28 protein-coding genes, 1 tRNA gene, 1 pseudogene and 2 riboswitches are annotated in these 25,283 nt (G+C 32.1%); of the genes and pseudogenes, 21 read left to right on the forward strand and 9 right to left on the reverse strand.

Features of this window, described 5'->3' with window-relative positions; genetic code table 11:
* Window positions 1–68: 68 nt before the first annotated feature.
* From ABXT66_RS03420 to ABXT66_RS03430, 3 genes are read left to right on the forward strand one after another with little or no spacing between them, the layout of a single operon-like run.
* Window positions 69–440: a cupin domain-containing protein gene (locus ABXT66_RS03420; protein ID WP_443644264.1), complete on the forward strand. Its 372-nt coding sequence runs from the start codon at window positions 69–71 to the stop codon at window positions 438–440.
* Window positions 441–466: 26 nt separating this feature from the next.
* A complete protein-coding gene (locus tag ABXT66_RS03425) occupies window positions 467–1,276 on the forward strand; it encodes a hypothetical protein (protein WP_443644265.1) in 810 nt (269 codons plus the stop codon).
* Between the two features lie 25 nt (window positions 1,277–1,301).
* Window positions 1,302–2,015 (forward strand): spermidine synthase, encoded by a 714-nt coding sequence (locus ABXT66_RS03430; RefSeq protein ID WP_443644266.1) that lies wholly within the window; start codon window positions 1,302–1,304, stop codon window positions 2,013–2,015.
* 13 nt (window positions 2,016–2,028) lie between these two features.
* On the opposite strand, the gene ABXT66_RS03435 is transcribed toward ABXT66_RS03430, so the two are convergent.
* On the reverse strand, window positions 2,029–2,271 hold the full coding sequence (locus ABXT66_RS03435; protein WP_443644267.1) for an RNA recognition motif domain-containing protein: 243 nt from the start codon (window positions 2,269–2,271) through the stop codon (window positions 2,029–2,031).
* Between the two features lie 68 nt (window positions 2,272–2,339).
* A complete protein-coding gene (locus tag ABXT66_RS03440) occupies window positions 2,340–2,729 on the reverse strand; it encodes a MerR family DNA-binding protein (RefSeq protein ID WP_443644268.1) in 390 nt (129 codons plus the stop codon).
* A gap of 60 nt (window positions 2,730–2,789) precedes the next feature.
* Between ABXT66_RS03440 and ABXT66_RS03445 the strand changes: the two are divergent.
* The 11 genes and pseudogenes from ABXT66_RS03445 (at window position 2,790) to ABXT66_RS03495 (ending at window position 11,175) form a co-directional block, all read left to right on the forward strand.
* Window positions 2,790–3,234: pseudogene (locus ABXT66_RS03445) on the forward strand (DUF4396 domain-containing protein).
* A gap of 99 nt (window positions 3,235–3,333) precedes the next feature.
* Complete coding sequence (locus ABXT66_RS03450; protein WP_443644718.1) at window positions 3,334–4,023, forward strand: DsbA family protein; 690 nt, start codon at window positions 3,334–3,336, stop codon at window positions 4,021–4,023.
* Complete coding sequence (locus tag ABXT66_RS03455) at window positions 4,016–4,489, forward strand: c-type cytochrome (protein ID WP_443644269.1); 474 nt, start codon at window positions 4,016–4,018, stop codon at window positions 4,487–4,489. The genes ABXT66_RS03450 and ABXT66_RS03455 overlap by 8 nt, the downstream gene beginning before the upstream one ends.
* 20 nt (window positions 4,490–4,509) lie before the next feature.
* Entirely contained in the window at window positions 4,510–4,905 is a 396-nt protein-coding gene (locus ABXT66_RS03460; protein ID WP_443644270.1) for a copper resistance CopC family protein, read from the forward strand.
* A 10-nt stretch (window positions 4,906–4,915) separates the two neighbouring features.
* A complete protein-coding gene (locus ABXT66_RS03465) occupies window positions 4,916–5,785 on the forward strand; it encodes a copper resistance D family protein (protein WP_443644271.1) in 870 nt (289 codons plus the stop codon).
* 1 nt (window position 5,786) lies between these two features.
* Window positions 5,787–7,169 (forward strand): multicopper oxidase family protein, encoded by a 1,383-nt coding sequence (locus ABXT66_RS03470; protein WP_443644272.1) that lies wholly within the window; start codon window positions 5,787–5,789, stop codon window positions 7,167–7,169.
* 212 nt (window positions 7,170–7,381) lie between these two features.
* Window positions 7,382–8,212: an MBL fold metallo-hydrolase gene (locus ABXT66_RS03475; protein ID WP_443644273.1), complete on the forward strand. Its 831-nt coding sequence runs from the start codon at window positions 7,382–7,384 to the stop codon at window positions 8,210–8,212.
* Between the two features lie 127 nt (window positions 8,213–8,339).
* Window positions 8,340–9,230, forward strand: coding sequence for a DMT family transporter (locus tag ABXT66_RS03480; protein WP_443644274.1), 891 nt, complete (start codon window positions 8,340–8,342; stop codon window positions 9,228–9,230).
* 256 nt (window positions 9,231–9,486) lie between these two features.
* Window positions 9,487–9,539, reverse strand: a riboswitch (Glutamine riboswitch).
* Window positions 9,540–9,542: 3 nt separating this feature from the next.
* A riboswitch (Glutamine riboswitch) is annotated at window positions 9,543–9,597 on the reverse strand.
* Between the two features lie 206 nt (window positions 9,598–9,803).
* Complete coding sequence (locus ABXT66_RS03485) at window positions 9,804–10,763, forward strand: Gfo/Idh/MocA family protein (protein WP_443644275.1); 960 nt, start codon at window positions 9,804–9,806, stop codon at window positions 10,761–10,763.
* 45 nt (window positions 10,764–10,808) lie between these two features.
* Entirely contained in the window at window positions 10,809–11,024 is a 216-nt protein-coding gene (locus ABXT66_RS03490; RefSeq protein ID WP_443644276.1) for a hypothetical protein, read from the forward strand.
* On the forward strand, window positions 11,011–11,175 hold the full coding sequence (locus ABXT66_RS03495) for a hypothetical protein (RefSeq protein ID WP_443644277.1): 165 nt from the start codon (window positions 11,011–11,013) through the stop codon (window positions 11,173–11,175). Before ABXT66_RS03490 ends, ABXT66_RS03495 begins: the two co-directional genes overlap by 14 nt.
* An 8-nt stretch (window positions 11,176–11,183) precedes the next feature.
* Here ABXT66_RS03495 and ABXT66_RS03500 read toward each other — a convergent pair.
* Window positions 11,184–11,275 (reverse strand) — tRNA-Ser (locus ABXT66_RS03500).
* A 150-nt stretch (window positions 11,276–11,425) separates the two neighbouring features.
* Here ABXT66_RS03500 and ABXT66_RS03505 point away from each other — a divergent pair.
* Window positions 11,426–12,370 (forward strand): LysR substrate-binding domain-containing protein, encoded by a 945-nt coding sequence (locus tag ABXT66_RS03505; RefSeq protein WP_443644278.1) that lies wholly within the window; start codon window positions 11,426–11,428, stop codon window positions 12,368–12,370.
* A gap of 1 nt (window position 12,371) precedes the next feature.
* Here ABXT66_RS03505 and ABXT66_RS03510 read toward each other — a convergent pair whose 3' ends face one another.
* Complete coding sequence (locus tag ABXT66_RS03510; RefSeq protein WP_443644279.1) at window positions 12,372–13,553, reverse strand: NAD(P)/FAD-dependent oxidoreductase; 1,182 nt, start codon at window positions 13,551–13,553, stop codon at window positions 12,372–12,374.
* Window positions 13,554–13,737: 184 nt separating this feature from the next.
* Between ABXT66_RS03510 and ABXT66_RS03515 the strand changes: the two genes are divergently transcribed.
* The gene (locus tag ABXT66_RS03515; protein ID WP_443644280.1) at window positions 13,738–15,846 is read left to right on the forward strand and encodes a DEAD/DEAH box helicase; all 2,109 of its coding nucleotides are present in this window, start codon (window positions 13,738–13,740) and stop codon (window positions 15,844–15,846) included.
* Between the two features lie 18 nt (window positions 15,847–15,864).
* On the opposite strand, the gene ABXT66_RS03520 is transcribed toward ABXT66_RS03515, so the two are convergent.
* Window positions 15,865–16,749, reverse strand: a complete 885-nt coding sequence (locus tag ABXT66_RS03520; protein ID WP_443644281.1) for a DMT family transporter — start codon at window positions 16,747–16,749, stop codon at window positions 15,865–15,867.
* A gap of 12 nt (window positions 16,750–16,761) precedes the next feature.
* Entirely contained in the window at window positions 16,762–17,508 is a 747-nt protein-coding gene (locus ABXT66_RS03525) for an SDR family oxidoreductase (RefSeq protein WP_443644282.1), read from the reverse strand.
* Between the two features lie 144 nt (window positions 17,509–17,652).
* Here ABXT66_RS03525 and ABXT66_RS03530 point away from each other — a divergent pair, with 144 nt between their 5' ends.
* Genes ABXT66_RS03530 through ABXT66_RS03545 form a run of 4 tightly spaced genes read left to right on the forward strand, consistent with a single transcriptional unit; the run spans window position 17,653 to window position 20,613 of the window.
* Entirely contained in the window at window positions 17,653–18,180 is a 528-nt protein-coding gene (locus ABXT66_RS03530; RefSeq protein WP_443644283.1) for a phosphonopyruvate decarboxylase, read from the forward strand.
* Between the two features lie 5 nt (window positions 18,181–18,185).
* On the forward strand, window positions 18,186–18,755 hold the full coding sequence (locus tag ABXT66_RS03535; protein WP_443644284.1) for a thiamine pyrophosphate-dependent enzyme: 570 nt from the start codon (window positions 18,186–18,188) through the stop codon (window positions 18,753–18,755).
* Window positions 18,755–19,804 (forward strand): Gfo/Idh/MocA family protein, encoded by a 1,050-nt coding sequence (locus tag ABXT66_RS03540; RefSeq protein WP_443644285.1) that lies wholly within the window; start codon window positions 18,755–18,757, stop codon window positions 19,802–19,804. Before ABXT66_RS03535 ends, ABXT66_RS03540 begins: the two co-directional genes overlap by 1 nt.
* Before the next feature lie 35 nt (window positions 19,805–19,839).
* Window positions 19,840–20,613: an SDR family oxidoreductase gene (locus ABXT66_RS03545; protein WP_443644286.1), complete on the forward strand. Its 774-nt coding sequence runs from the start codon at window positions 19,840–19,842 to the stop codon at window positions 20,611–20,613.
* 25 nt (window positions 20,614–20,638) lie between these two features.
* On the opposite strand, the gene ABXT66_RS03550 is transcribed toward ABXT66_RS03545, so the two are convergent.
* From ABXT66_RS03550 to ABXT66_RS03560, 3 genes are read right to left on the reverse strand one after another with little or no spacing between them, the layout of a single operon-like run.
* Entirely contained in the window at window positions 20,639–21,574 is a 936-nt protein-coding gene (locus ABXT66_RS03550) for an NAD(P)-dependent oxidoreductase (RefSeq protein ID WP_443644719.1), read from the reverse strand.
* 47 nt (window positions 21,575–21,621) lie between these two features.
* Complete coding sequence (locus ABXT66_RS03555) at window positions 21,622–23,079, reverse strand: sensor histidine kinase (protein WP_443644287.1); 1,458 nt, start codon at window positions 23,077–23,079, stop codon at window positions 21,622–21,624.
* Window positions 23,072–23,812: a response regulator transcription factor gene (locus tag ABXT66_RS03560; RefSeq protein WP_443644288.1), complete on the reverse strand. Its 741-nt coding sequence runs from the start codon at window positions 23,810–23,812 to the stop codon at window positions 23,072–23,074. The genes ABXT66_RS03555 and ABXT66_RS03560 overlap by 8 nt, the downstream gene beginning before the upstream one ends.
* Window positions 23,813–23,980: 168 nt before the next feature.
* Between ABXT66_RS03560 and ABXT66_RS03565 the strand changes: the two genes are divergently transcribed.
* Window positions 23,981–25,228 carry an ABC transporter substrate-binding protein gene (locus ABXT66_RS03565; protein ID WP_443644289.1) on the forward strand — a complete coding sequence of 416 codons (1,248 nt, stop codon included), beginning with the start codon at window positions 23,981–23,983 and terminating at the stop codon, window positions 25,226–25,228.
* The last annotated feature ends 55 nt before the right edge of the window (window positions 25,229–25,283 follow it).

Raw genomic sequence — 25,283 nt, forward strand, 5'->3', positions numbered from 1 at the left:
TTATATATTTGTAAATTTAATTTTACCTATGTTAGGCTTTAAGGATAATTTAGTTATGTGAGGTTAAAATGAAATTTAAGATTACGAGAGCTAATGAAAATAGTTTTAATTCTGGATTGAGAGGTTTCTTTGCTTATAAAAATTTAGGCATTGAAGAAGCTACTTTAGGTAATTTTGGAGCAAATGTAATAAAGGCAGTTGAGGGTAAGCACGCCAACGGCGAATGGCATTATCATAAATTAGATTTCCAAATGGTATATATTTTAAAAGGTTCAGTTGAATTCGAATATGAGGGAGAGGGAACATTTGTTTTAAATGAAGGAGATGTTGTTTATCAACCACCTGAAATTCATCATAGAGAAATAAAACATTCTGATGACCTTGAATTAATAGAAATAACAAGCCCGGCTCAATTTGAAACAGTTTCATTAAAAGGCTAGGTAAAGTTTTCTAAGGGTTTATAATTATGAAATGGGAAGTGTCCAAAATTTCAATACCTGTTTTTGATTTAGAGGAATCTATTAAATTTTATAACTTTATTTTAGGTAATGATATTGAAACAAAAATTAATGATGTGGATTCTTTGGATGAATACTTTGTTATTGGAGGAAACATAGAGCTTTGTTTATACAAGCTAAAAAATCAATTAAGTAATAATCGTATTTTACAAAGTAGAAGAACTTTCCCAACGTTAGCACTTAACGACTTAGATTTAATAGTAAAGAGCTTAAAAGATGGTGGTATAAATTATTCTATTAATGAATATGAAAAATCTATAATGATTCAAGAACCTGGATTGAATTTTATTGAGCTTGTTAACTTAGAAACATCAAAAACACTCTCCTACAGAGAAGAAAATAATAAATGGCATTTTCATCATGTAAACCTTGAATGTTACGATGTAAGGTCATCAGTAAACTTTGTTTCTCAATATTTAAAAATGAAAGAGGGTACTTGGAAGGCCCCAATTGAATTGGGTGAAGTAAATATAAAATCAAATCAATTAGCTATTTTTAACTTAGATGATAATCACTCTGGAATTCATATAAACAAAGCTGATTTTACTTTTAGTTCGAGAAATAATTTTATGCATAACCCAACAATTGGAGGTCACCCAGCATTTAATGTTAAGGACATTAAACTATTTATAAAAAAGCTTAAATCTTCTGACATTGCTGTTACAGATGCAAAAATTTATGCAATGCCAAATATACATCAAATTTATTTTTTTGATCCAAGTGCAAACATTATTGAGGTAAATCAAAATATAAATTAAATTTAAATATTTGGGATTAGTAATTTTGTCAGAACTTTTTAAAGAATTAGATTATCAAAAGACACCCTTAGGTGAAATTTCTTTGAGAAGAAGAAAGCAATTAAAATTAGATAAAGATATTTTTGAAGTTATCCTAAATGACGAACATTTGATGTCTAATTTATTTGTTTCATCAGAAGTTGCTTTAGCATCTATCCCCTTGAAAGAAATGAGAACTAAATCTCCAGATATTTTAATTGGTGGTCTAGGGTTAGGTTATACTGCTAAAGAAGTTTTAAGTCATCAACACGTAAAATCGTTAACTATAATTGAGTATTTAGAGCCAGTAATTTCTTGGCATCAAAAGGGAATATTACCAATAGGTAAGCTTTTGTTTGAAGATCCAAGATGTGACATTATTTCATCTGATTTTTTTAAATCTGCTTTTGATGTAATAGGATTTGATCCTAATAAAAAATATCGTAAATTTGATGGTATTTTTTTAGACATAGATCATGCTCCTGATTTTCATCTAAATTCTAATCATGCAAAATTTTACGGAATAGAGGGATTGGAAAACATAAAATATAATCTAAACGATAATGGCTTGTTTACGCTGTGGTCCAACAATCCTCCAGACAATGATTTTGTTGAGCTTTTAAAAGAAGTTTTTGATAATGCCCGCGCTGAAAAAGTTACGTTCTACAATTCATTATTGGAAGTGGATTGTACTCAAACTGTCTATATAGCAAAAAAATAATATAGGCATTTGATTATTTGTCACCGGATTGTTTAATTCGAATTTTGTTTTTGCCTATCTTTGTCCCATGAAGTTCTTTGATAGCTGTTTTACCATCAAGGTCTAAAGCCATTTCTACAAAACCAAAACCTTTAGATATTCCGGTATACTTATCAATAACTACTGTACACGACTTAATATCTCCAATTTTTTTAAAAATTAAACCTAGTGATTGTTCGTTCAAATCACGTGGCAAGTTTAAAGCTATAAGTTTCATTTTTTATATCCAAATATCATTATAATTTTTGTTAAGTTTCTTATCATTCTCAAGCTTTATAAAGAAATTTATTTTTTTGATAAAGCTTCAAGTATTGGACAATTTGGTTTATCGTCGCCATGGCAATTGTTAGCCAAATAGCTTAATTCTTTTCTTAAAGCTTTTAAATCATTTAATTTTTTATCTATTTCAGAAATTTTTTCTAAAGTTATTTTTTTAACTTCTTTGCTTGGTCTGTTTTCATTTTCATATAATGATAAAAGATCCCTACACTCGTCGATGCTAAAATTAAAACTTCTTGCTTTCCCAATAAATTTTAATTTCAACACATCTTCTTGTGTATAATTTCTATAACCAGTTTGACTATCTTGTTTTGGCTTAACTAAATCGATATTAGCATAATATCTTGTAGCTTTTACAGTTAAATCAGATAATTTTGAGGCTTTCCCAATATTCATAATTTTTTTCTTTACCTTCCCCTTAGAGTAACCTTTATAAGGTATAAACAGGAGATAATTGTGTCAATACTAAATACATTAAATATTAATTGGTTTTGTATACACACCTGGTTACAAGCATCTAAGAATACTTTATGGTGTTTATTAGGGTGTTGTATTGGTGATTTTGGAACAATAGGTTTTTTTCAATTTATGGAAATAGCATGGCCAGTATCCTTAATAATGACACTAGCAATTGTAAACGGCATTATCACATCCATTATCCTTGAAACAATAATCTTATCAAAACAAATGTTATTTAAGTTAGCTTTTAAGACAGCAATAGGGATGTCCCTAGTATCGATGGTATCAATGGAAGCCGCTATGAAATCTTACAGACTTTATATTGACGGGTGGAGCGATTTTAACTTGGTGGGTAATCCCTTTTATGCTTTTTGCAGGATTTATTACTCCATTACCTTACAATTATTGGCGTTTAAAAGCGCTTGGAAAGGCTTGTCACTAAATGAATTTACTTTATTACAAATTTATTCTTTCACAAACATTTGCGTTTTTTATATCCTTATTTATAGGCTTACTGATTTCTTTAACATATTTTGTAAAAGTGTATGGAGATACAAAAATATTTAGTACACAAGAAACGTCAAAAATTAAAGAACTTATATTAGAAACTTTGTTAGAAAAACCTGAAGTTTTAATTGAAATGAGCCAGCTACTTAAGAAAAAAGAAGCACAAGCATCTCAACAAAAAGTTAAGTTAGTTATAAAAGAAAATAAAAATTTATTATTTAATAATGACAATGCGCCTGTTATTGGTAACAAAGATGGTAATGTAACTATAATTGAGTTTTTTGATTATAACTGTGTTTATTGTAAACGTGCCATAGACCCATTGAAAAAAATATTGGCAAAAGATAACAATATCCGTTTTGTTTTAAGAGAATGGCCAGTTTTGAATGAAGGATCTATCTATGCGGCCAAGGCTGCCCTTGCTTCTCGTAAACAAGGACTATATGAGACTTTTCACTTCGCCTTAATGAATACCAAACGTTTGACGAAAAATTCAACACTGACGGTAGCAAGGGAGGTTGGATTAGATTTAGATAAACTAAAAAAAGATATGAAATCATCAAAAATTGAACTTCATATAAATAACTCAAGGAAACTTGCGAGTGCTCTTGGGTTCTCTGGAACGCCCTCTTTTCTTATTGGTGAACAAACAGTTCCTGGTTTAATACCTTTAAAAGAGCTTGAGCGTTTAGTAAAAAAAGCAAGGTTAAATAAGAATGAGTAAAGTATATTATGCATCTTTGTTTAGTGTTGCTTTAGTTATTGGAACTTTAGTCTATTATTTAAATTCTCCTATCCAACCTGCTAATGCTTCCGTTTCATTAAAACCTGAAGATAAATCTGTCATTTTATTAGGTAAAAATATCTATGCTCAAAACTGTGCATCATGCCATGGAGTCAACTTAGAAGGACAAAAAAACTGGATGTCAAGATTACCAAACGGAATGATGCCTGCCCCACCGCATGATGTAACCGGTCATACTTGGCATCATTCTGATAATTACTTGTTTCTTATAACAAAGTATGGTGTTGAAGAAATTTTAGGTGAAAAATATCCAAATAATATGCCTGCATATAAAGATATCTTGACTGATGATGAAATAATTTCTGCTTTATCCTTTATAAAGAGTACATGGCCGTCAAAAACAAAAAAAATCCATGATCAAATTAATTTAAGATCTAATAAGTAATAAAGAATAAGGAATAAGTTATGAATATAAAAATTATATTAATAGTGTTAATTTTCTCTCTAAAGAACACAGTTGCATTTGCTCATTCTCCTTTAAAAGTAGTTTCACCCAAGAATAATGAAATATTAAGTCAAGCACCTGAACAGATCACAATGATTTTCCAATCTGAAGCTAAACTTATCAAAATAACTTTAGAAAAACAAAAAAATATTAAGCAAGATTCAATGATTAGTAATTTCTTCTCTGAAGGTAATGGTGAAAATATTAAAATTAAAGAGAATGCCCTTATGAAAATATCCAAAAAGCACTCTATAGATTTGCCTAAACTTACTTCTGGGAAATATCTTTTTCATTGGCGTGCTATGAGTAAAGATGGACACGTTATAAAAGGAAATTTAAAATTTAATATAAAATGAGACATTTTTAATGGAAATCTGGATATTATTAAATCCAATAATTAAGTTTTTTTTGTACATAGCAGTATTTGGTTCTGTCGGAACATTAGTATTTATTTCTCATTTTCATAAGCTTTTAAAGCCTGCACAATTAGACGATTGCTCTAAAATAAAAAATAAATTCACAAAAGTTGGTGTCTTAGTTTCTTTTATATCTATTTTATCTATACCTGGAAACATGTCAGGTGATCTTATGGGAATTATAGATATTAACATGATCAATTTATCATTTGATACTCTGGCTTTAAAATCTTCACTTCTTTTATTTACAGGTTTTATATTAATATATTATTTACCTACAAAATTTAAAAAGATATTTTTTTGGGGAAACACTACAGCTGTTTTTATAATTCTTTTTGCTTTTATTGCTATCGGTCATTCAACAAAAGGTGGAATTTTAACCCAAGCGTTAGTTATAATACACTTGATAGGCTTGTCTTACTGGATAGGGGCATTATTACCCTTGAAAGGAATGTGTAATATTCCCGACTTTAAGGAACTTAAAACCGTTGGTCATATGTTTGGGAAATATGCTATTTATTATATTTTGGCTTTATTAACTGCAGGTTTAATATTTTCATACATTTTAATCGGTGATATTTCTACATTATTTAATACTATGTATGGAAATGTTTTAATAATTAAATTTCTTTTTGCTATTTTGTTAATTTCACTTGGAGCCTTGAACAAGTTATTTTTAGTACCAAAATTAGACATAAATAATGGAATAAGCATTAGAAAACTAAAAAGATCTATAAATGTAGAAATTATTATTGTTTTAATAATCTTTTTTTTAACCAGTTTACTTACAACTTCCTTAACATTACCCATGAGTGATTAATATGACTTCAAGAAGACAATTTCTTAAAATTTTACCGTATAGTTTTTTGTTAACTGCATGTAAGCCTTTGGTATTTGATACTAAAAAAGTAGTAAAATATGAGCTTGCAGCAAATAAATCGACATTCAATTTTAATGAAAAATTTAAAGCAAATTTGTTTTTGTACAATAATGCGAACCCTGGACCATTATTAAAGGCAAATGTTGGAGATATTTTAAAAATTGATTTTAAAAATAACTTAGATCAACCTACAAGCATTCATTGGCACGGCATTAAAAATATCAATAAAATGGATGGTGTTCCTTATTTAACACAAGACCCTGTTCAACCTGGTGAGACGTTTTCATATGAATTTCCAGTAAACCAATCGGGCACATATTGGTATCATGCACATTTTGAATCTTGGGAACAAGTCGCAAAGGGTTTGTATGGTCCGTTGGTTGTATATGATAAAACTGATGATCTTATTGAAGATGATATTGTTATTTTAGCAGATGACTGGAGGTTAAACAAAAATTATCAAATTGATGAAAAATCTTTTGGTTCATTAATGGATTGGTCTCATGCAGGAAGAATAGGTAACTGGCTAACAATAAATGGAAAAAAATCACCACAATATTCAATTAAAGAAAATAGTATAGCAAGATTAAGGTTCATAAATGCTTCTAATGCTCGTGTTTTAAAATTTGGATCAAGCTTAAAAAACAATAATATAATTACTATTGATGGGGTTGCAGTAAAATCAATGCTAGTAGAAGATTTTACTTTAGCACCAGGACAAAGAATAGATTTACTTATAAACACAGCTGATCTTTTGAAAGTTGATTTCTTTGAAATTAGTCATACGAAACAGCTGAAAGCTTTTACTCTTAATGTAACTAAGGCAGATAATAAAACGAAAAACATTACTAACATTAAGTTTAAATCTAATTTGATTTTACCAAAAATAGATAATGCAAAAACCATTGACATCCGAATGCAGGGTGGGGCAATGGGCAACCTCTCAAAAGCTAATCTTGATGGAGTTGAAAAAGATTTTCGTACTCTTGCAACTGAAGATAAAAAATTATGGGCTTTTAATAAAGAAATTGGAAGTTATGAATATTTACTTGCCACAGTTAAACTAAACCAAGTTGTAATTTTAGATGTTTGGAATGATACTCGATGGCCTCATAGTATGCATTTACACGGTAATCACTTTTTTGTGAAATCCAAAGAGTTCAAAGAAAATAATGATTATATTTTAAGAGATACTTATTTAATGCAGGCAGGTGAAAAAGCAAAGCTTATTTTTGTAGCTGATAATCCAGGCAAGTGGCTTTTTCATTGTCATATGCTAGAACATGCGGCCTCAGGCATGGTAAGCTATATTGATGTAGTATAACACGCTTAAAATATTTGTTGAAAAGCAGAAAATCTTTTAGATTTTTATATTAAAATAAATTTGTCTTTTTATTTATTCTAAGCATATATGAGTTTGTTTTGTAAAATAATAAACACATGTATTCTTTACATGCAGAATGATCTTCAAAAACTTGTAATTTCTTTGTTCACATATAGAATGAGATTATTGATATCTTTAATTGGGAGGTTAATATGTCACGTGTTTCATCTATAGATATTGGTTCAATTAAGGTTACTTCTTTGCTTGATGGGGAACTTGTTTTACCGGCTGAAGTTCTATTGAACTTAAAGGATGAAGATGCTCAAACTATTAGAGATAATAACGAAAATAAGCTTTCATCCTCTAACATAAATGCTTATCTTATTCAAAATGGTGAACGTAACTTGCTTGTTGATGCAGGGTGTAGAGAATTATTTGGTCCAACATGTGGTTTCATTAAAGATGCACTCGCTGAAGCTGGGGTATCTACACAACAAGTCACAGATGTATTTCTAACTCATCTACATCCAGACCACATAGCTGGCACATTGAATACAGATGGTACGGCAGTTTTCAATAATGCTCAACTGCACCTTGTAGACATAGAACACGACTTTTGGATAAAAGAAAATTTTGATGCTGTTGAAGTAAATGGTGCTGATTGGGAAAATTTAGCTCAGGCAGTTGTAACTGCGTATAAAGATCGCCTAAATCTTTTATCACAAGGTAAAGAGATAATGCCTGGTGTTAACACTGTTGCTATACCAGGACATACTCCAGGTCACTCAGGGTTCAGAGTAGATAGTGGTAATGACAGTCTGATGCATCTTGGCGATATTATACACTTACAAAATCTACAGCTCATAGACCCTAACGTTTCGACGGTGTTTGATATTGACTATGATACGGCTCTTTTATCACGTAAAAGAGTGTTAGACATGGTCAGTACTGATAAAAACTTATGTACAAGTGGACACTGGTTGTCTCCTAAGTTTGGTCATATTGAACGACATGGTCAAGGTTTTGCCGTGAGTTCAAAATAGGGAAGCTAATAGTTATTCCATTTTTATAATCCGACTCTATAAGATTTTATAGAACTAAAAGTATTAAATCTAAAATTTGTCTAGTTTTCAAAATGTTTTTTAAACTTAAAGATAAGGTTCTTAAACAATGACTTCGCTTAATAAAACACAACATGTATTCAAGGGAGTTTTGTTTTTTATAACTGCAATTTTTTTTATATCTGTTGTAGACACTATATGTAAATTATTTACAAAAGAGCTTCATGCAATACAGATTGTATGGGGTTATTTTTTGGGTATTAACCTTACACTATGGGTCTTCTTTTTTTTGAAGGGCAAAAAACTCTCAAATTTAAGGACAACTGATAGACCAATCCTTCAAATTCTACGCCCTGCTTTTTTAGTTTGTTCTATATCTAGTCTTTTTCTTGGTTTAACATATTTACCATTAGCGGAAGCTACAGCAATTGGGTTTGTGGCACCTCTGTTTATAACAGTCCTTTCTGTTCCTATTCTGAAAGAAAAAGTGGGTATTCATCGCTGGGCTGCAGTAGTAGTAGGATTAATAGGAGTTTTAATTATTATACGCCCTGGTAGTGATTTTTGGCATTTTATATCAATTATGCCTTTGCTAGGAGCCTTATTCTTTGCACTTTTTCAAATTTTGACAAGATTACTATCTGGAACTGAAAAGACACATACAACTTTATTTTATACTGGCCTTGGAGGATTGTTTTGGTCTAGCTTAATTGTACCATTCGTTTGGGTTATTCCCTCTCAGATTCATGTTTTAGTATTTTTGGCTACAGGTACTTTAGGTGCCCTGGCGCATTTGTGTATGATAAATGCTTTTGATTTTGCTGAAGCGTCCTTGTTGGCTCCTTATAATTACACTAAGTTATTATGGGTAGCTGTTTTTGGCTATTTAGTTTTTGAGGATATCCCAAGCCTGGAAATGTGGATAGGATCTGGAATTATAGTTTCAGCGGGTCTTTATGTTCTTTATAGAGAAAGAAAATATAGGATATTAGAAGCATAATCAGTTGAAGTGATTAAATAGATAACCATTATTAGATTTCATGGCGGCATAACATTAGAAGGATTTGGAGAGCACATGTTTTATTAGTGCTCTCCTTTAGATTTTTGTGTATATTATTTACTTGATTTGCAAGTACACGACTTTGGTGTGCGATAATTCAAAATTTTATGAATTAATGCACGTTTACGTGCAAGCACAAACTTATTCCATTGATATGGTCTGTAAGTCATTTTGTCACCTTCCTCTATTAAAGTTAGGTGCGTTCCTTCGGCATCATTACCTACTTCCGTCTCTTACGAGATGAACGATGATAATGCGTTCCTTCAGCATTGTTATATGCTTACTTCCGTCCTAAAGGATGAACGTCTAATTATAATATCACTTAATTAACTTTAAGCAATAGAAACAATAAATTCATTATATTACTTGGATCCAAAATTAGGATTAAGCTCTAATACAATGTCTTTCTAATATTATTATTATATAATTAAGTCTTCTAGAACTAATATTTATTTAGTTTACAATTTAGTCTACAATAATCTTATTAGAAATTTAAACTTGAATAGGTATAATATGACAACCAATGTTGCTATAATTGGGTTAGGTATTATGGGTACTCGTATGTTAACACATATGAGATTACATGAAGAATTCAATCCAGATTATTTGTGGGACCCAAACCCAATTGCTTGTGAAAATGCTATCAAACAAGATAGTAAATCTCTTATTATGAAAAGTGCTGATGACGCAATAGAAAAGGCTGACTTAGTTTATTTAGCATGTCCACCTACCGTAAGGGAGGCATATGCCTTGAAAGTGGTTGAAATGGGCAAAGCTCTTTTACTTGAAAAACCATTTGGAATAAATATTGAAGATAGTAAAAATTTTATTAAAAAGCTTCAAAATTATGATGTTCCTATTGCGGTAAATTTTACTCAAGCTGCGGGTGCTCCTTTGGCTGACTTGTTGGCAAGCAAAAATAAAGGCGAAATGGGAGAAATGCTAGGTGTTGATATCATAGTTACATATTCTTCTTGGCCTCGCGAGTGGCAAAAACAAGCTGATTGGCTTCGGTTTAAAAAAGAAGGAGGTATGACAAGAGAAGTAATATCTCATTTTATTTTTTTTACCGAACGTGTTTTAGGACCTCTTAAAGTAAAGTGGGCCCATACTTCTTATCCCGCGGACCCTTCATTATGTGAAACTGATGTTCTTGCGAGATTAGAAACTGAAGATGGTTTGCCGGTCAATATATTAGCAAGTGTTGGTGGCATTCAACCAGACCGACAGGAATTTACAGTTAAAGGATCTAAACAAAGTAGAAAAATTGCAGAATTTCATAAAGACACAATATCTTATGGCGAAGATTTCATTCCTCTGAGGGAAGAATCTGAAGACCCTAGAGCAGTAAGCTTAAAGTCACAGCTTGATGATTTAGTTCTTAAAATAAATCATAAACCCAATAGTTTGGCGACAATTGATGAGGCGTTTAGGGTACAAAAATTAGTAGAGGAAATATTGTCAAAAACTTAATAAGTTAAAACAGTTTGCAAATGAGGTTGATTAATGGAACATGAAATGAAAGAAAGTCGTCCTAAATCATGGGATAAAACAAAACGTGTTTATGAGATATCTTACCCTGATGGTAAAAAGGAAATATGGAAAGATGTTACTGCACGTGATTGTCTAACAAAGTATGAAGGCATGGATCCATATGGCAACGGATTAAAATTAAGAGAAATAGTAGGAAAAGAATTACAATTAATAAAGGTAATGGATAGTGGCAAAAAATAACAATCAAAGACAAATAGAATTACTTAAAGTACTTGCTAAAGGTTGTAAGAAACATCCAGCCTATCGAGCCATAAGGAAAGCTACTGAACGGTGTGACGAGTGCGTTGTTGTTTGGAAAGCGAGAGTTGAGCTTAATGCATTAGATAATTAATAAAGTAATGGCGGAGGGAGGGGGATTCGAACCCCCGAAAGGGATTGCTCCCTTTAACGATTTAGCAAACCGGCGCCTTCAGCCACTCAGCCATCCCTCCGCAGACTCGTTATATGTCTAGGATGTCCTACTTCACGCCGTATGCTCCTTCGTAATACGCAAATATAGTCACCATTTCAAGTTTTTTTAATGGAACCTGTAAAAATAAAAGTTGTTATGTTATGTATTGATTTTATTTGAAGGGTAACAAATGGACTTACTTGCTGGAATGAGAGTTTTTGTTTCTATAGCTGATAATGGATCCCTTGCAAAAGCTGGTCGTGAACTAAGTTTATCTCCATCCGTAGTTTCAAAAAATGTATCTGCTTTAGAAGATAGGCTTGGAGCTAGATTACTGAATAGAACTACAAGATCCGTTTCTTTGACAGAAGTGGGTTTAGCATATTTAGATAGAGCTAGAAGGATCATAGGTGATGTTGACGAAGCTGAGGCTGCAGTCTCAAGCGCTACCAACGCGCCTCGTGGACACTTAAGAATTACTGCTCCAGGAACATTTTCATACAGACACTTGGCTCCACATCTTCCATTGTTTAGAGAACGTTTTCCTGAGGTAGAAATAGAAACGATTATATCTGATGAAGTTGTAGATTTAATTGATAATAATATTGATTTAGGAATTAGAATCGCAGTAATGGAAGATTCTTCTTTGATAGCTAGAAAGCTTGCAAAAAACCCTAGAACTTTGTTTGCCTCTCCCGACTACATAAAGAAATATGGTAAGCCTGAACACCCTGACGAAATAAATGATCATGAGATAATTTCTTTTAGGCATGGGAGCCCATATAATGATTGGCACTTTTTAGTTGATGGTAAAATCAAATTAATACATGCAAAAGGGAAATTACAATATAATCATGGAGATGCCATCCTTCGATCTGCAATAAATGGTGGTGGTCTTGCTATGTTATCAAGATTTGTTGTTGGAAGGCATTTAGCTGCAGGAACTCTTGTATCACTTCTAGATGAATATGTTCAAGAAGATGTCCCAATTTATGCAGTATATCCAAGTGGAAAACATTTATCTCCAAAAGTAAGAGCTTTTCTAGATTTCTTAATTGAAATATATGGACCTATTCCATATTGGGATGAAGAAGGCGATCATAACTCTGATGCCGCTAAGAGAACAGTTATATAAATTAAACGTTTTGACCTGCTACAAAACCACTTGACCAAGCCCATTGAAAATTGTGTCCTCCAAGGTGACCTGTAACATCTAACACTTCTCCAATAAAATATAATCCAGGGTGACTTTTACATTCCATCGTTGAGGACGATATTTCTTTTGTGTCAATGCCTCCGAGTGTTACTTCAGCTGTTTTATAGCCTTCTGTGCCGGACGGTGTAATGGTCCAGTTATTTACAAAATCTGATACTTTTTGAATGTCCTTATTAGAGCTATCTCCAATTTTTTTATTAATCTGTAATTTATTACAAATCGCTAAAGCTAGTTTGTTTGGAAGGTAGTCAGATAAAATATTAGATAAAATTTGTTTTGGTGTACTTATTCGTCTTTCTTTAAGCAAAACATTAATATCTTGTTGAGGTAAGAGGTTAATTTTAATTGCACAGTTTTTATTCCAATATGATGAAATTTGTAAAATAGAAGGCCCACTTAATCCTTTGTGGGTAAAAATTAAACCTTCATCAAAAGATATTTTGTTAATAGAAACAGAAGCATTTAAAGAAACACCAGCAAGAGATTTACAGAAATCTAAGATATCTCTCTCAAAAATCAAAGGAACAAGGGCTGGTTCTAATTTAGTAACTTTTAAATTAAATTTTTCTGCTATTTTATAACCAAAATCACTGGCGCCAATTTTGGGAATTGATAGGCCACCAGTTGCGATAACAATTGAAGAAGATGAGATAGGGCCTTTATCAGTTTTTACTAAATAAGAATTTTCTTTTTTGGCTAAGTTTTCTATTTTTGTATTTATATAAATTTCTACTTTTTGGTTTTTACATTCTGTAATCAACATTTCTATAATATCTTTGGCAGATTTAGTGCAGAACAGTTGGCCCAATTTTTTCTCGTAGAATTCAATTTTATGATTTTTAACCAGTTTAATAAAATCATCTTGTGTGTATTTTGAAAATGCTGACTTGCAAAAATGCTTATTATTAGAAATGAAGTTGCTGTCAGTACTAAATAAGTTAGTAAAGTTGCATCTACCTCCACCAGATATTCTTATTTTTTCAGCTATTTTGGAAGAGTGTTCTAAGAGGCATACCTTTTTACCTCTTTTACCAGCCTCAAAGCTACACATTAAACCTGCTGCTCCTGCTCCAATTACAATAACGTCGTATTTTTCATTCATGTTTTAATAATCTATTTTAAAATGAGAATTATCTATATTTGCTCTAATTAAAAGCTTGAAAAGCTTTACTTTATAGATATTGAAGACTACAAGAACAGTCTAGTAATAATTTTTATATATTTGAAATTGAGATGTTATAATAACATTCCATATTATTACTCTTTTTAAACTCTGAAAGTTGAATATGTTAGAAGCATCAGGAATCCCAAATAACATTGTGAATGCAATGAAAGATAAAGGTTATGAAAAGTTAACTCCTGTTCAAGAAGAGGTTATAAAAGAAGAATATTCTGGTCTAGATTTACTTGTTTCAGCGCAAACAGGTTCTGGAAAGACAATTGCTTTTGGTCTTGCTATTGTAGATAATTTAACAACAGACAGTAAACTTTTCAAAACCCCTAAATCACCGGAAGCACTTATTATTGTTCCTACTAGGGAGCTGGCTCTTCAGGTAAAAAATGAATTAAGTTGGTTCTTAGCTTCATCTGATGCAAAAATTGTATCCTGTGTTGGTGGTATGGATATCAGAACTGAAAGAAGAAATTTAGAAACCAAACCTAATATTGTAGTTGGTACTCCAGGTCGATTAAAAGACCACATAGAAAGAGGTTATTTTAACGTATCAAATATTATGACTGTTGTTCTAGACGAAGCTGACGAAATGTTAGACATGGGATTTAGAGAAGATTTAGAAGCTATATTAGAGACTACTCCAGATGACAAACAAACTTTAATGTTTTCAGCCACAGTCCCCAGGGGAATAGCTAATCTAGCAAAACGTTATCAAAAAGATGCCGTTCGGATCACGGCAGGTGAAACAAATTCTCAACATGTAGATATTGAATATAGAGCTTTTAAGATAGTTATGAGCGATCAGGAAAATGCTATTATTAATACTCTAAGATATTATGAAGCAACTAATGCGATTATATTTTGTGCTACTAGAATAGCTGTTAATCATATGACAAGTCGTTTAACAAACAGAGGAATATCAGCAGTAGCTCTGTCTGGTGAGTTAAGCCAAAATGAAAGAAACATGGCTCTTCAAGCAATGAGAACCTCTAAGGCAAGGGTTTGTGTGGCGACTGATGTGGCTGCAAGAGGTCTTGATCTTCCAAATTTGGATTTAGTTATTCATGCAGATATTCCAAGAACTTCTGATACACTCCTTCATCGAAGTGGAAGAACAGGAAGGGCAGGTAGAAAGGGTGTTTGTGCTGTCCTTGTTCCTCAAAACAGATCTAGAATTGCAGAACGTTTGTTTAGCCAGGCTAATATTAAGCCTATTTGGGCATCTACTCCATCTAGAGAAGAAATTCTTAAGGAAGATAAAAAAAGAATTGTAGAAAATCAAATTTTAAAAGATCCTATTACAGAAGATGAAAAAGATTTAATAGATGAATTGATATCTAAGAACTCAATTGAACAATTAGCTGCTGCTTATTATAGACTTCTTGGAAAAGATTTGTCAGCTCCTGAAGATTTGAGAAATCCCTCTGACAGAGATGAAGGTCGTGGTAGGGATAATGGTTTTAAAAATAGTATTTGGTTTGAACTTTCTGTTGGAAGAGATGATACAGCAGAACCGAGGTGGTTGGTTGCTATGCTTTGCAAAGCAGGTAATTTATCAAAAAGAGATATTGGTTCTATTAAAATACAGCCTAAAGTAACAAACATTGAAATTTCAGAAGAAACAGCTGCAACTCTTAAAGAGTTAGCCTCTAATAAAAAGCCTATTGAACGACACATAATGATTAGACTATTAGACAAACCTCCTGAGGGAGCAGGTTCTGATAGAGGTCGATCTGACAGAAATAGACCAAATCGTGGAAGGTCAGATTTCAATAGGTCTGGTGAAGGTAGATCACGAGACTTCAAGAAAGGTGACTTTAAAGGTAAAGGTAAATCTGAAAGATGGCGAAGTTCAGATAGAAAAAAACCAAAATTTTCTCCTTTTGCTGATAATTATATTGAAAAAGATGTGGTTGAGAATGCTGATCAAGGAAACACTAAGCCTTCTAGTAGAAGAGGAAAACAAAAACAAGATTTTGGACGATCGGATAGAAACCATAATAAAGATGACTTTAGAAGTAGGGATAAAAATAAAAGAAATCCATCAAATTCAAAAAAAGAAAAAAAACCTAATTTAGAAGGTAGATTTAATAAAGACGATAAGAAAAAAACTCAAGGCAAGGCAGTCAAAACAGATACCTTGTCGATACCTACAAAAGATAGAACCGGTAAACCAAAATCAGAGAATAAAGTAAAAAAAGCGAAGAAAAGTAAAAGTTAGATTCTCTTTTTTGAAATATTAACTATATTTTTTGTTTATAAGATATATCCCTAGGCATGTTAAAAAAAGTGATAAATAGATCTGTAAATTTATTATATCTCCCATTATTAGCCATCCGAATAAAACCCCAAAAATTGGCGTAAGAAATGCAAAAGAGCTTGTGCTGCTTGCTGAGTATTTTGACATTACCCATAGCCAACCTATAAACCCAAGACACATAATTACAATGACTTGAAATGAAAAAATTAATATAAGATTTGTATTAATATCTCTAATAAAATCGTCAAACAATAAAGATATAGGTAATAAGATAATACCCGAAACTATTAATTTGTATAACAATTGAGTTTCAGGAGCCGCTCTTGCAAGACGGCTGCTCTTAAGCATTATTGCTATAGCAGCCCAACAAAAGCTAGCTAATAAAGAATATAAATCACCATAAAATTGTTTGCTGGTATATGATGAGATTGGTTCATAAATAGCTAAGACAAGTCCTAATAAAGCAATTGCTAATCCTACAATTTTATTAAAGTTAAGTTTATCATTTTTTATTAGAAAGTGAGCTGACAGGGATAGCCACACTGGCATCGTATAAAAAATTAATGAAACACGAGTTACAGTTGAATAATCTAAAGCAGTAAACAAAAAAATAAATTCAACGGCGAATAACACACCTGCTATAATTCCAGCAACAAGACTACCGTCAAAAAAATTAATTTTCTTTTTAGTTAAATAACAATAAATCAAAATAGGAAATATCGCTAATGTAGACCTCAATGCTACTTGAAAAACAGGATGCATGCCTACATTAACTAATTTCACAAGAACTTGGTTTAAACCGAGTAATATTGAAAAAATAATTAAAAAAGAGGCAGCTAATCCATCAATTGATTTATTAGTCATATAAATAGTACTTTATGGGTAATAGCTACCACCATTAACGTGAATAGTTTGCCCAGTTATAAAATCTGAGTGCGCTCCACATAAGTTAGTTATCATAGTGGCTACTTCTATTGGATGGCCTTTTCTGCCAATAGGAGGATTTGAATGAGATGGATGTACTAAGCTACTTCCAGCTGATGCGCCTCTTACAGTATCAATTAAACCTGGAACTACAGTATTAATTGTAATTCCTGTTTCTGCATATTCCATTGCTAAAGCACGTGTAAAACCAACTACAGCTGACTTAGATGTGATAACATGAGCCCTTCCTATCGCGCTTATATGAGCTGAGAGACCGCCTAAATTTACTATTCTTCCCCATTTATATTTTTTCATTTCAGGTATTACGGCTTTACAAGTATGAAATAATGAGTCTAAATTTATTGACATAACAAATCTCCAATCATCGAATGTCATGTCATCAAATTTATTAAACTCTCTTTGCGAAGCATTGTTCACTAATGCTGATATATTTCCAAGTTTAGATGCTTCTTGTACAAGTTCCTGAGATGTTTCTGGCTTAGTTAAATCACCAATAATACGTTCAGATTGAACTCCATTCTCTTTAACTAATTTTACTGTTTCATCAGCTCCATCTTTGTCAGTATTGGCATGAACTAAAATGTTATAACCTAACTTTGATAAACTTTCACAAGTAGCTCTTCCAATATTCTTAGCTGCACCTGTGACTATTGCAACTTTTGCCATCTCATTGTTCATTTTGACTAGTCCTATATACTTAATAATGAAGTCTTTATGATATCATACTTTTATATGTAATTTGTATTTAAATTAATTTATCATCCTTGAATTATTTAAATTACCATCTAACATGTTAAATACCAAAATAGTAAAGGTTTTAAGATGGCAGAATTAATCAAAGATTGGCGTAACGATATCTATGCGGTCTTTAAAGACCTAGATATTACAATGGTTTCTCATGTACCAGATGCAGGACACACACCTTTAATTAACTTGTGTGAAAAAGATAATGAAATTGATGTTGTGACCCTTACGACAGAACAAGATGGTGTAGGTTTATCGTGTGGGGCTTATGCAGGTGGAAGAAAGAGCGCTTTACTTATGCAATCAAGTGGAGTTGGAAATTGTATCAATGCTTTAGCATTACCCAACATTTGTAGAATACCCTTTCTTACATTAGTTTCAATGAGAGGTGAATGGGGAGAGTTTGTTCCTTGGCAAGTTCCTATGGGACTTGGAACCCCAAAGGTACTTGAAGCAATGGATATAAAAGTATTTAGAGCTGATTATGTAGAAGAGGTGGGGCCAACAGTTGATGCTGCTGCAAAGTTTGCATTTAATACTAATCGTTCTGCTGCCGTATTATTGTCACAAAAAATGATAGGCGCTAAACAATTTAAAAATGGATAATAAAAATGATTGATAGAAGACCTTTTGTACAAAAAATTTTAAAAGATAGAAAAGATAACCTAAGAGTTGTTAGCGGTATTGGAACCTCAACTTGGGATCTAATGTCAGCTGGAGATAATAAAGGTAATTTTGGCTTTATTGGCGCCATGGGCCAGTCAATTCCATTTGCTTTGGGGCTTGCTAAAGCTCAGCCTGACATGAGGGTATTATTGTTTACTGGTGATGGCGATACATTAATGAGTTTAGGGTCTATAGCCACTATAGCCAATCATCCAGTTTCTAACTTAACTATTGTTGTTCTTGATAATGAATCTTATGTAGAAACTGGAAGTCAGCCAACAGCAACTGCTGGGAAAACAGATTTACAATTAATAGCTGAAGGGTCGGGTATAAGTAATTCTTACACAGTTACAAGTGAAGAAGACTATGAAAAAATCATGAATACAATTTACAAAGAGGAAGGCCCCTCTTTGATAGTGATTAAGTGTCAAGCCAAAGCCACGCCTTTAGTTTTTCCTCATTCATTTGATGGTTCAGTTTCTATGAATCGCTTCAAGGAAACAATGAAAATATAATGTGCGCCTCGCAAATAACTAACATTGCTCTTGTAGGAATTGGCAGTATTGGAAAACGTCATCATATGGCGATTGAGCAAATAGACAACGTCAACCTTGCTGGCATAGTTGATTTAAGTAAGCATGCTAAAATTTATTGTGATGAAAAAAAGATACCATTATATGAAAACATAAATAATCTTAAAATAGACCATAATATAGATGGCGTTATTATTTCAACACCAACTATCTTACATCATGAAAATTCAATTACAGCCTTGAAATTAGGTTTAGATGTACTGATTGAAAAACCTATATCTGCAAATATAAATGAGGCAAAAGAAATAGATAAAGTTGCTAGAGACAATAATTGTAAGGTATTAGTTGGTCATCAAAGAAGATTTTATCCATTAGTTTTAAAAACAAAAAAAATTATTTCTGATAAAAAAATTGGAAAGGTAATTGGGCTGTCAGGTGTATGGGGTTTAAGAAAAGATAAAGATTACTTTGAACCTGAATGGAGAAAAAAGGTAAGTGCAGGTCCAATTATTACTAATTTAATACATGACATTGACTATCTGAGGTTTATTTTTGGTGAAATACACTCTGTTTCGTCATTTTCTTCGAATATGATAAATAATTTTGAAAAAGAAGATGTTGTAAGTACTAACATCCAATTTAAAAATGGAGTAATAGGAAATTTTCTAATTACAGATGTAGGAACTTCACCTTGGTCCTGGGAAACAGGTATTGGAGAAAATATCCACCTTCCTAATTATCAAGTGAATAATTTAAAGATTATTGGTACAGAAGGATCTTTGGAGTTTCCAAACCTAAAATTATGGGAATATAAAAATAAAAATAATTCAAATAATTGGAAAGATGAAATAATACAGACAATTATTGATACGCCAAATATAGATCCATACATTTCACAAATTAACCATTTTAAGGATGTTATTAACAGAAAGGTTGAACCGATTACTGGAGCCAAGGACGCAGAACAAACTTTAAAAGTTGCGTTATCTATATTAGAGTCAGCGAATAATAATAAGACTGTTGTTATTTGAAATAATTATCATTTTTATAATTGATTGGAAAAAATATGTTTGATTTAGGTTTAAAAGATAAGGTTATTCTAATTACGGGTGGTAGTGATGGATTGGGCTACGCATCAGCAGAACTTTTATCATCTCAAGGAGCAAATGTTGTTATATGCGGCAGAAGAGGAGATTATTTAAAAGAAAAAGCAGATATAATAACTGAAAAAACAAAAAACCATGTCTTAGCCATTCAAGCAGATGTAAGCAAGGCAGATGACTGTAAAAAATTAGTAGAAGAAACAATATCAAATTTTAAAAAAATTAATGTTCTAGTTAATAACGCAGGAGCTTCAGCTGCTGGGTTGTTTGAAGATGTAACCGATAAAAACTGGGAAGACGATATTAATTTGAAATTAATGTCAACTGTTAGAATGTGTCGGTTAGTTATTCCTTATATGAAGTCAAATGAAGAAGGTGTTATCATTAATGCTACTATTGGAGGAGGAAAAGCGCCTAATGCAGGTTCTCTTCCCACAACAGTAACTAGAGCTGCGGGTATTAATTTGACTAAATCCTTAGCTAATGAATACGCAAAAAATAATATAAGAGTTAATACAATATGTATTGGCCTAATAAAAAGTGCTCAATGGGATCGCAAATCAGGTACTGGTAGTGTCGATGAATTGTACTTAGAAATGGCAAAAAAGGTTCCTATGGGAAAAGTAGGTGAAGAAATGGATTACGCAAATCTAGTGGCTTTCTTATCGTCAAAAAGAAGTGCTTACATAACTGGTACCGCCATAAATTTAGATGGCGGCCTATGTCCAGTTGTGTAGTTAAGTAAATAATAAATTATTATAGTTATTTCTTTATTCTCGGAGGACTTACCTCAGCTAATTCGCATGCGTAATCTAGTAATGCGCTGAAATCTTTCTTGGCAAATTTACCTGATCTTGCTTGACCATATACTGCTTGCACAGATGATCCCACAGGTAGACCTACTCGAAAGCTATTGGCAGTTTCAATTGCTAATCCCATGTCCTTATGAGCTAAGTCTATTGTAAATCCTGGTTCAATATCATTTTGCAATACTTTTGATAAAAAATTAATATGAAATTGACCATTGTTAGCTGTTGTTCCGGCATTAACTTCCTTGAATGTTTCAAGATCCAAACCAATCTTTTGAGCAAGTGTCAAAGCTTCAGCAGTAATTTGTGCAATACTCAATATTTGAAAATTATTCACCACTTTTGCTCTTATTCCTGACCCGACTTGACCACATCTTATTATTGTTGTGCCCATAGCGTTTAAAAGAGGTTCAACTTTTTTAAAAGCATCTTCTTCGTCACAACCCACCATAAATAATGAATCTCCTGAAATTGCATGGCTTACTAATCTACCTACAGGAGCATCTATAAATTTAATATTTTTTTGTTTACATAGTGCGTAAACTTCGTCTGTACCAGTAGGAGCAATAGTGCTCATATCTAAAATAATTGTATTTGGTTTTGCAAATGACAAAACACCATCTTTATCTGTAATTACGGATTTAACATTTTCAGTTGATGGTAACATTGTCACAATAATTTCGGCATCTTCAATAGTATCTTGAATTGATTTACCTGGAATTCCACCAACCTTGATATGAGGCTCCATTTTTTCAGTTTCTATGTCAAATACGGAAACACTTGTACCTTTTTTAATTATATTTAAAGCCATTGGTCCACCCATAGCGCCAAGACCTATAAAGGCAACTTTTTCTCCCATAATATTCTCCTTGTTGGTATAGTTTGTAATTTGATTAAAAGTTACATAATTTAGTTGTAAGAACCAACATCAATTTATTATCTTTTAATCATTAACTTTGCTTTGATACCTGTTTTAGATTTTTCAAATGTTAAATTGCCCCCATGTTGTTCAGCAATAGTAGACACAATTGTTAAACCTAATCCAGTACCTTTGGTTAACCCTACGTTTTTACCTCTTATGAAAGGTTGTTTAAGGTTTTCTAATAATTCTTCAGTAATATTTTTACTTTCATCTTCGATAATTAAAGTTATTGTTTGAGAAGTTGTTTTTAGAGATAGTGTAGCTGTTCTTCCATATTTTAATGCGTTTTCTATTAAATTATTAATTGCTCTTTGTAATGACAATGGCTTTGCATTAACCAATAAAGGGTGATTTTGGTTAAGATGAAAAGACATTTTATTTTGATGTCCAGAAAAAATAGATGAAACAAGTCCTATATTTTTTTCTTTTGGTTTTTTAAATGAAACACTTTTTCCTAAATCTTGATAGTCGAACACAATAGACTCTATCAATGAAATATAAGATATTTCTGTTTCTTCCTCTAAATCCATCTCTGATCTTGTGTAGGACAATACTCCGTTCATCATATCAATCATTTGGTCAATATCTGTCTCCAACTTTTCTCGTAGTTGATCATCTTCTATAAGTGAGCTTCTTAATTTTAACTTAGTCGCTGGAGTACCAATATCATGACTAATTGAAGATAGAACCATTAGTCTTTTCTCTAATTTTTCTTTTTGTACTTTTAAAAATAGATCTAATGTATTTTTGATTTGTATAAGTTCAGAGGGGCCTTTTAAAACTTCCATTTTATCTAGAGGACTTTTTAGATTATTCTTTAAATTTAATATAAAATTATTAAATTGAAGGTCATTTTCTCTAATTAGGAAATACATAAATATTATAGAAATAATAAATACTAAAATTGAAAAAAGTCTTTGATCATTCGGTGCTGCCTTACAACTCCAGGCTTTATTACCGTCAATACGATGCCAAAAACCTTCATCAATTCTAATCAATAATATTGTTGTTGAGCAATAATTAGCAACCAGTTGGATGACTTTGCCAAGTTGTTGTTCTCTTGTTAAATTCTTTAAATTTTTAATTTTTGCAAGAGGGTACTTTAATTTTGATGAAAGTATGTGTAAGGAAATTTTTCCTTGATCCTTGTTCCTTTTTTTATCATTTGATATTGAAAGGGTAGTAATTTTAAAAGGTAAAGTACTTTTATAATATTGTGCTAGTTCTTTTCTGTTGGTAATATCATTTTTAGTATTTAGCTTTTTTATTACAATCTCGGCATTTAAATCATTATTATATTTTATTGTGTTATATATTGAGACACCAGAATTATGGGCGTTATTCAAAAATGTATTCCATTGGTTATTTGATGTTACCCATATAAATGTTGTTGCTGCGCCAATAAGAATTGATATAAAAACTAAAAGATAAGCTTGGTTTATGAGTGAATTGAGTTTAAAGAAATTATTCATTTTTAATGATTACTTCTGTAGAAAAAATGTATCCAACACCTCTTTCGGTTTTTATAAGACTAGGGTTTTTGCTGTCTTTTTCAATTTTAGATCTTAATCTGCCTACTAACACATCTATAGCTCTACTTTCTGCATTGTTTAACAATGAATCTTGAGTTCTAGTGTCGTCAATAGAATTGGCAATTTCTTCTCTAGTTAGAGCTACATGGCTATTAGCAAGAAATACCTTAAGAATGGTAGTTTCTTTTTTTGATAAAGATATTTGAAATCCAGTTGGAGATATTATTATGTCTTTTTTCCCATTATAGATCCAGTCATTGAAGTGATAAACATTGGTGTTTCTTCTGTAGGCCAAAGAGGCAATTTTTGTTCCTCGTTTGAGTACAGCTTTAATTTTAGCTAATAAAATCTGTGGATTAAATGGTTTAGCAATGTAATCATCAGCACCAACTTCAAAGCCCAAAAGACGGTCTTGATCTGCTGATAAAGCAGAAACAATAATAATAGGTATGTTATTGTTTTCTCTTATATTTTTGCATAATTTGATTCCATTATCATCGCCAAGCATTACATCTAATAAAACTAAATCAATTCTTTGTGATTTTAATTGATCTGATAACTCTACAGCATTTTTTACTGCTGAAACCATAAAACCACTTTTTTGCAAAAAACTTACCATCATTTCTTGCATGTCTAAATCGTCTTCAACAATTAATATTCTATAAATAGTCATCAAGTTTCTGCTAAATTAAAATTGTCTTATCACTATCTTTTAGTAACACAATGTAACAAATGAACAAAAAAAAACAGACAATTTAATGATTTGATTAATTTGTAAGTTTAAAAAAAAAAATAAATGAATAGTGTTAATTCAACTTTTAAATTTAAATGGGGAAATCATATGTTTAAAAAATTAGTAGTTGCAGCGGTTGCAACTTCATTTACGTTAACAGCATCTGTATCTTATGCTGGTCCAAAGGCAGAGGTGCTTCACTGGTGGACATCTGGTGGTGAAGCTAAGTCTGTCGCGGTTTTACAAAAAGAATTTTCAGAAAATGGTGGTTCATGGACTGATATGCCAGTTGCTGGTGGTGGTGGTGATGCTGCTATGACAGCTTTGAGAGCGCGAGTTTTATCTGGCAATGCTCCTGCTGCAGTTCAATTAAAAGGACCCTCTATACAAGAATGGTATGAAGAAGGTGCATTAGCTGATATAAGTGCTGTTGCAAAAAAGAATAACTGGTCCAAAGTGCTTCCTGCATCAATAGCAGGTCATATGAAATGTGAAGGAAAGTGGTGTGCTGCACCTGTTAATGTTCATAGAATTGATTGGATATGGGCTAACGCATCTGTACTTTCTTCAAACGGTTTTGGTATGCCAAAAACATGGGACGAATTTAATGCTACAGCTAGAGCATTACAAGCAAAAGGAATTATTCCTTTAGCTCATGGTGGTCAAGCATGGCAAGATGCTACTGTTTTTGAAGCAGTTGCACTTGGAATAGGTGGAGCAAATTTCTTTCACGATGCTTTTGTAAAACTAGATAAAAAAGCTTTACAATCAGACACTATGATTAAAGTTTTTGATCAAATGAGAATTATGCGTGGCTTTGTTGACAAGAACTTTTCTGGAAGAGATTGGAACCTAGCAACTGCAATGGTCATGAATGGTGAAGCAGCTTTCCAAATCATGGGTGACTGGGCTAAAGGTGAGTTTTTAGCTGCCGGTAAAGTTCCTGGTAAAGATTTTTTATGTGCATCTACACCTGGTGAAGGGTTTTTATACAATGTAGATAGCTTTGCTATGTTCAAGGTAAAAGGTTCTGAGCGTCAAGACGGTCAAAAACTTCTTGCAAAATTAATTGTTGGAAAAAACTTTCAAAAAGTTTTTAATCTTAACAAAGGATCAATTCCTGCGAGAACAGATGTAAGTCTTAATGAGTTTGATCATTGTGCACACGTATCTGCTGCTGACATGAATGCAAGTTCAGTTGGGGGTACTTTGTTACCAAGTTATGCTCATGGAATGGCTTTAAGAGGTGCACAAGCCGGAGCTATTACAGATACAGTAACAGCACATTTTAATTCTAAAATGTCTTCAAAAGATGCTGTAGCAATGCTTGTAAAGGCAATTGACAACAGTAAATAAATAAAAGTTAAATAACTGTTTCCAATTAACTTTGGGAACAGTTATTTTTTTTGGA

This window comes from Candidatus Levibacter sp. Uisw_134_01, assembly GCF_047717795.1.
Classification (GTDB): domain Bacteria; phylum Pseudomonadota; class Alphaproteobacteria; order Puniceispirillales; family Marisalimonadaceae; genus Marisalimonas.

What these genes read in the sequence shown, in the direction of transcription:
- ABXT66_RS03435 (WP_443644267.1), bottom strand. Translation starts at nt 2,271, where the DNA reads ATGAAACTTATAGCTTTAAACTTGCCACGTGATTTGAACGAACAATCA.
- ABXT66_RS03530 (WP_443644283.1), top strand. Translation starts at nt 17,653, where the DNA reads ATGGCAGAATTAATCAAAGATTGGCGTAACGATATCTATGCGGTCTTT.
- ABXT66_RS03505 (WP_443644278.1), top strand. Translation starts at nt 11,426, where the DNA reads ATGGACTTACTTGCTGGAATGAGAGTTTTTGTTTCTATAGCTGATAAT.
- ABXT66_RS03440 (WP_443644268.1), bottom strand. Translation starts at nt 2,729, where the DNA reads ATGAATATTGGGAAAGCCTCAAAATTATCTGATTTAACTGTAAAAGCT.
- ABXT66_RS03425 (WP_443644265.1), top strand. Translation starts at nt 467, where the DNA reads ATGAAATGGGAAGTGTCCAAAATTTCAATACCTGTTTTTGATTTAGAG.
- ABXT66_RS03455 (WP_443644269.1), top strand. Translation starts at nt 4,016, where the DNA reads ATGAGTAAAGTATATTATGCATCTTTGTTTAGTGTTGCTTTAGTTATT.
- ABXT66_RS03490 (WP_443644276.1), top strand. Translation starts at nt 10,809, where the DNA reads ATGAAAGAAAGTCGTCCTAAATCATGGGATAAAACAAAACGTGTTTAT.
- ABXT66_RS03565 (WP_443644289.1), top strand. Translation starts at nt 23,981, where the DNA reads ATGTTTAAAAAATTAGTAGTTGCAGCGGTTGCAACTTCATTTACGTTA.
- ABXT66_RS03555 (WP_443644287.1), bottom strand. Translation starts at nt 23,079, where the DNA reads ATGAATAATTTCTTTAAACTCAATTCACTCATAAACCAAGCTTATCTT.
- ABXT66_RS03525 (WP_443644282.1), bottom strand. Translation starts at nt 17,508, where the DNA reads ATGAACAATGAGATGGCAAAAGTTGCAATAGTCACAGGTGCAGCTAAG.
- ABXT66_RS03465 (WP_443644271.1), top strand. Translation starts at nt 4,916, where the DNA reads ATGGAAATCTGGATATTATTAAATCCAATAATTAAGTTTTTTTTGTAC.
- ABXT66_RS03540 (WP_443644285.1), top strand. Translation starts at nt 18,755, where the DNA reads ATGTGCGCCTCGCAAATAACTAACATTGCTCTTGTAGGAATTGGCAGT.
- ABXT66_RS03470 (WP_443644272.1), top strand. Translation starts at nt 5,787, where the DNA reads ATGACTTCAAGAAGACAATTTCTTAAAATTTTACCGTATAGTTTTTTG.
- ABXT66_RS03545 (WP_443644286.1), top strand. Translation starts at nt 19,840, where the DNA reads ATGTTTGATTTAGGTTTAAAAGATAAGGTTATTCTAATTACGGGTGGT.
- ABXT66_RS03460 (WP_443644270.1), top strand. Translation starts at nt 4,510, where the DNA reads ATGAATATAAAAATTATATTAATAGTGTTAATTTTCTCTCTAAAGAAC.
- ABXT66_RS03560 (WP_443644288.1), bottom strand. Translation starts at nt 23,812, where the DNA reads ATGACTATTTATAGAATATTAATTGTTGAAGACGATTTAGACATGCAA.
- ABXT66_RS03420 (WP_443644264.1), top strand. Translation starts at nt 69, where the DNA reads ATGAAATTTAAGATTACGAGAGCTAATGAAAATAGTTTTAATTCTGGA.
- ABXT66_RS03480 (WP_443644274.1), top strand. Translation starts at nt 8,340, where the DNA reads ATGACTTCGCTTAATAAAACACAACATGTATTCAAGGGAGTTTTGTTT.
- ABXT66_RS03485 (WP_443644275.1), top strand. Translation starts at nt 9,804, where the DNA reads ATGACAACCAATGTTGCTATAATTGGGTTAGGTATTATGGGTACTCGT.
- ABXT66_RS03510 (WP_443644279.1), bottom strand. Translation starts at nt 13,553, where the DNA reads ATGAATGAAAAATACGACGTTATTGTAATTGGAGCAGGAGCAGCAGGT.
- ABXT66_RS03475 (WP_443644273.1), top strand. Translation starts at nt 7,382, where the DNA reads ATGTCACGTGTTTCATCTATAGATATTGGTTCAATTAAGGTTACTTCT.
- ABXT66_RS03515 (WP_443644280.1), top strand. Translation starts at nt 13,738, where the DNA reads ATGTTAGAAGCATCAGGAATCCCAAATAACATTGTGAATGCAATGAAA.
- ABXT66_RS03535 (WP_443644284.1), top strand. Translation starts at nt 18,186, where the DNA reads ATGATTGATAGAAGACCTTTTGTACAAAAAATTTTAAAAGATAGAAAA.
- ABXT66_RS03520 (WP_443644281.1), bottom strand. Translation starts at nt 16,749, where the DNA reads ATGACTAATAAATCAATTGATGGATTAGCTGCCTCTTTTTTAATTATT.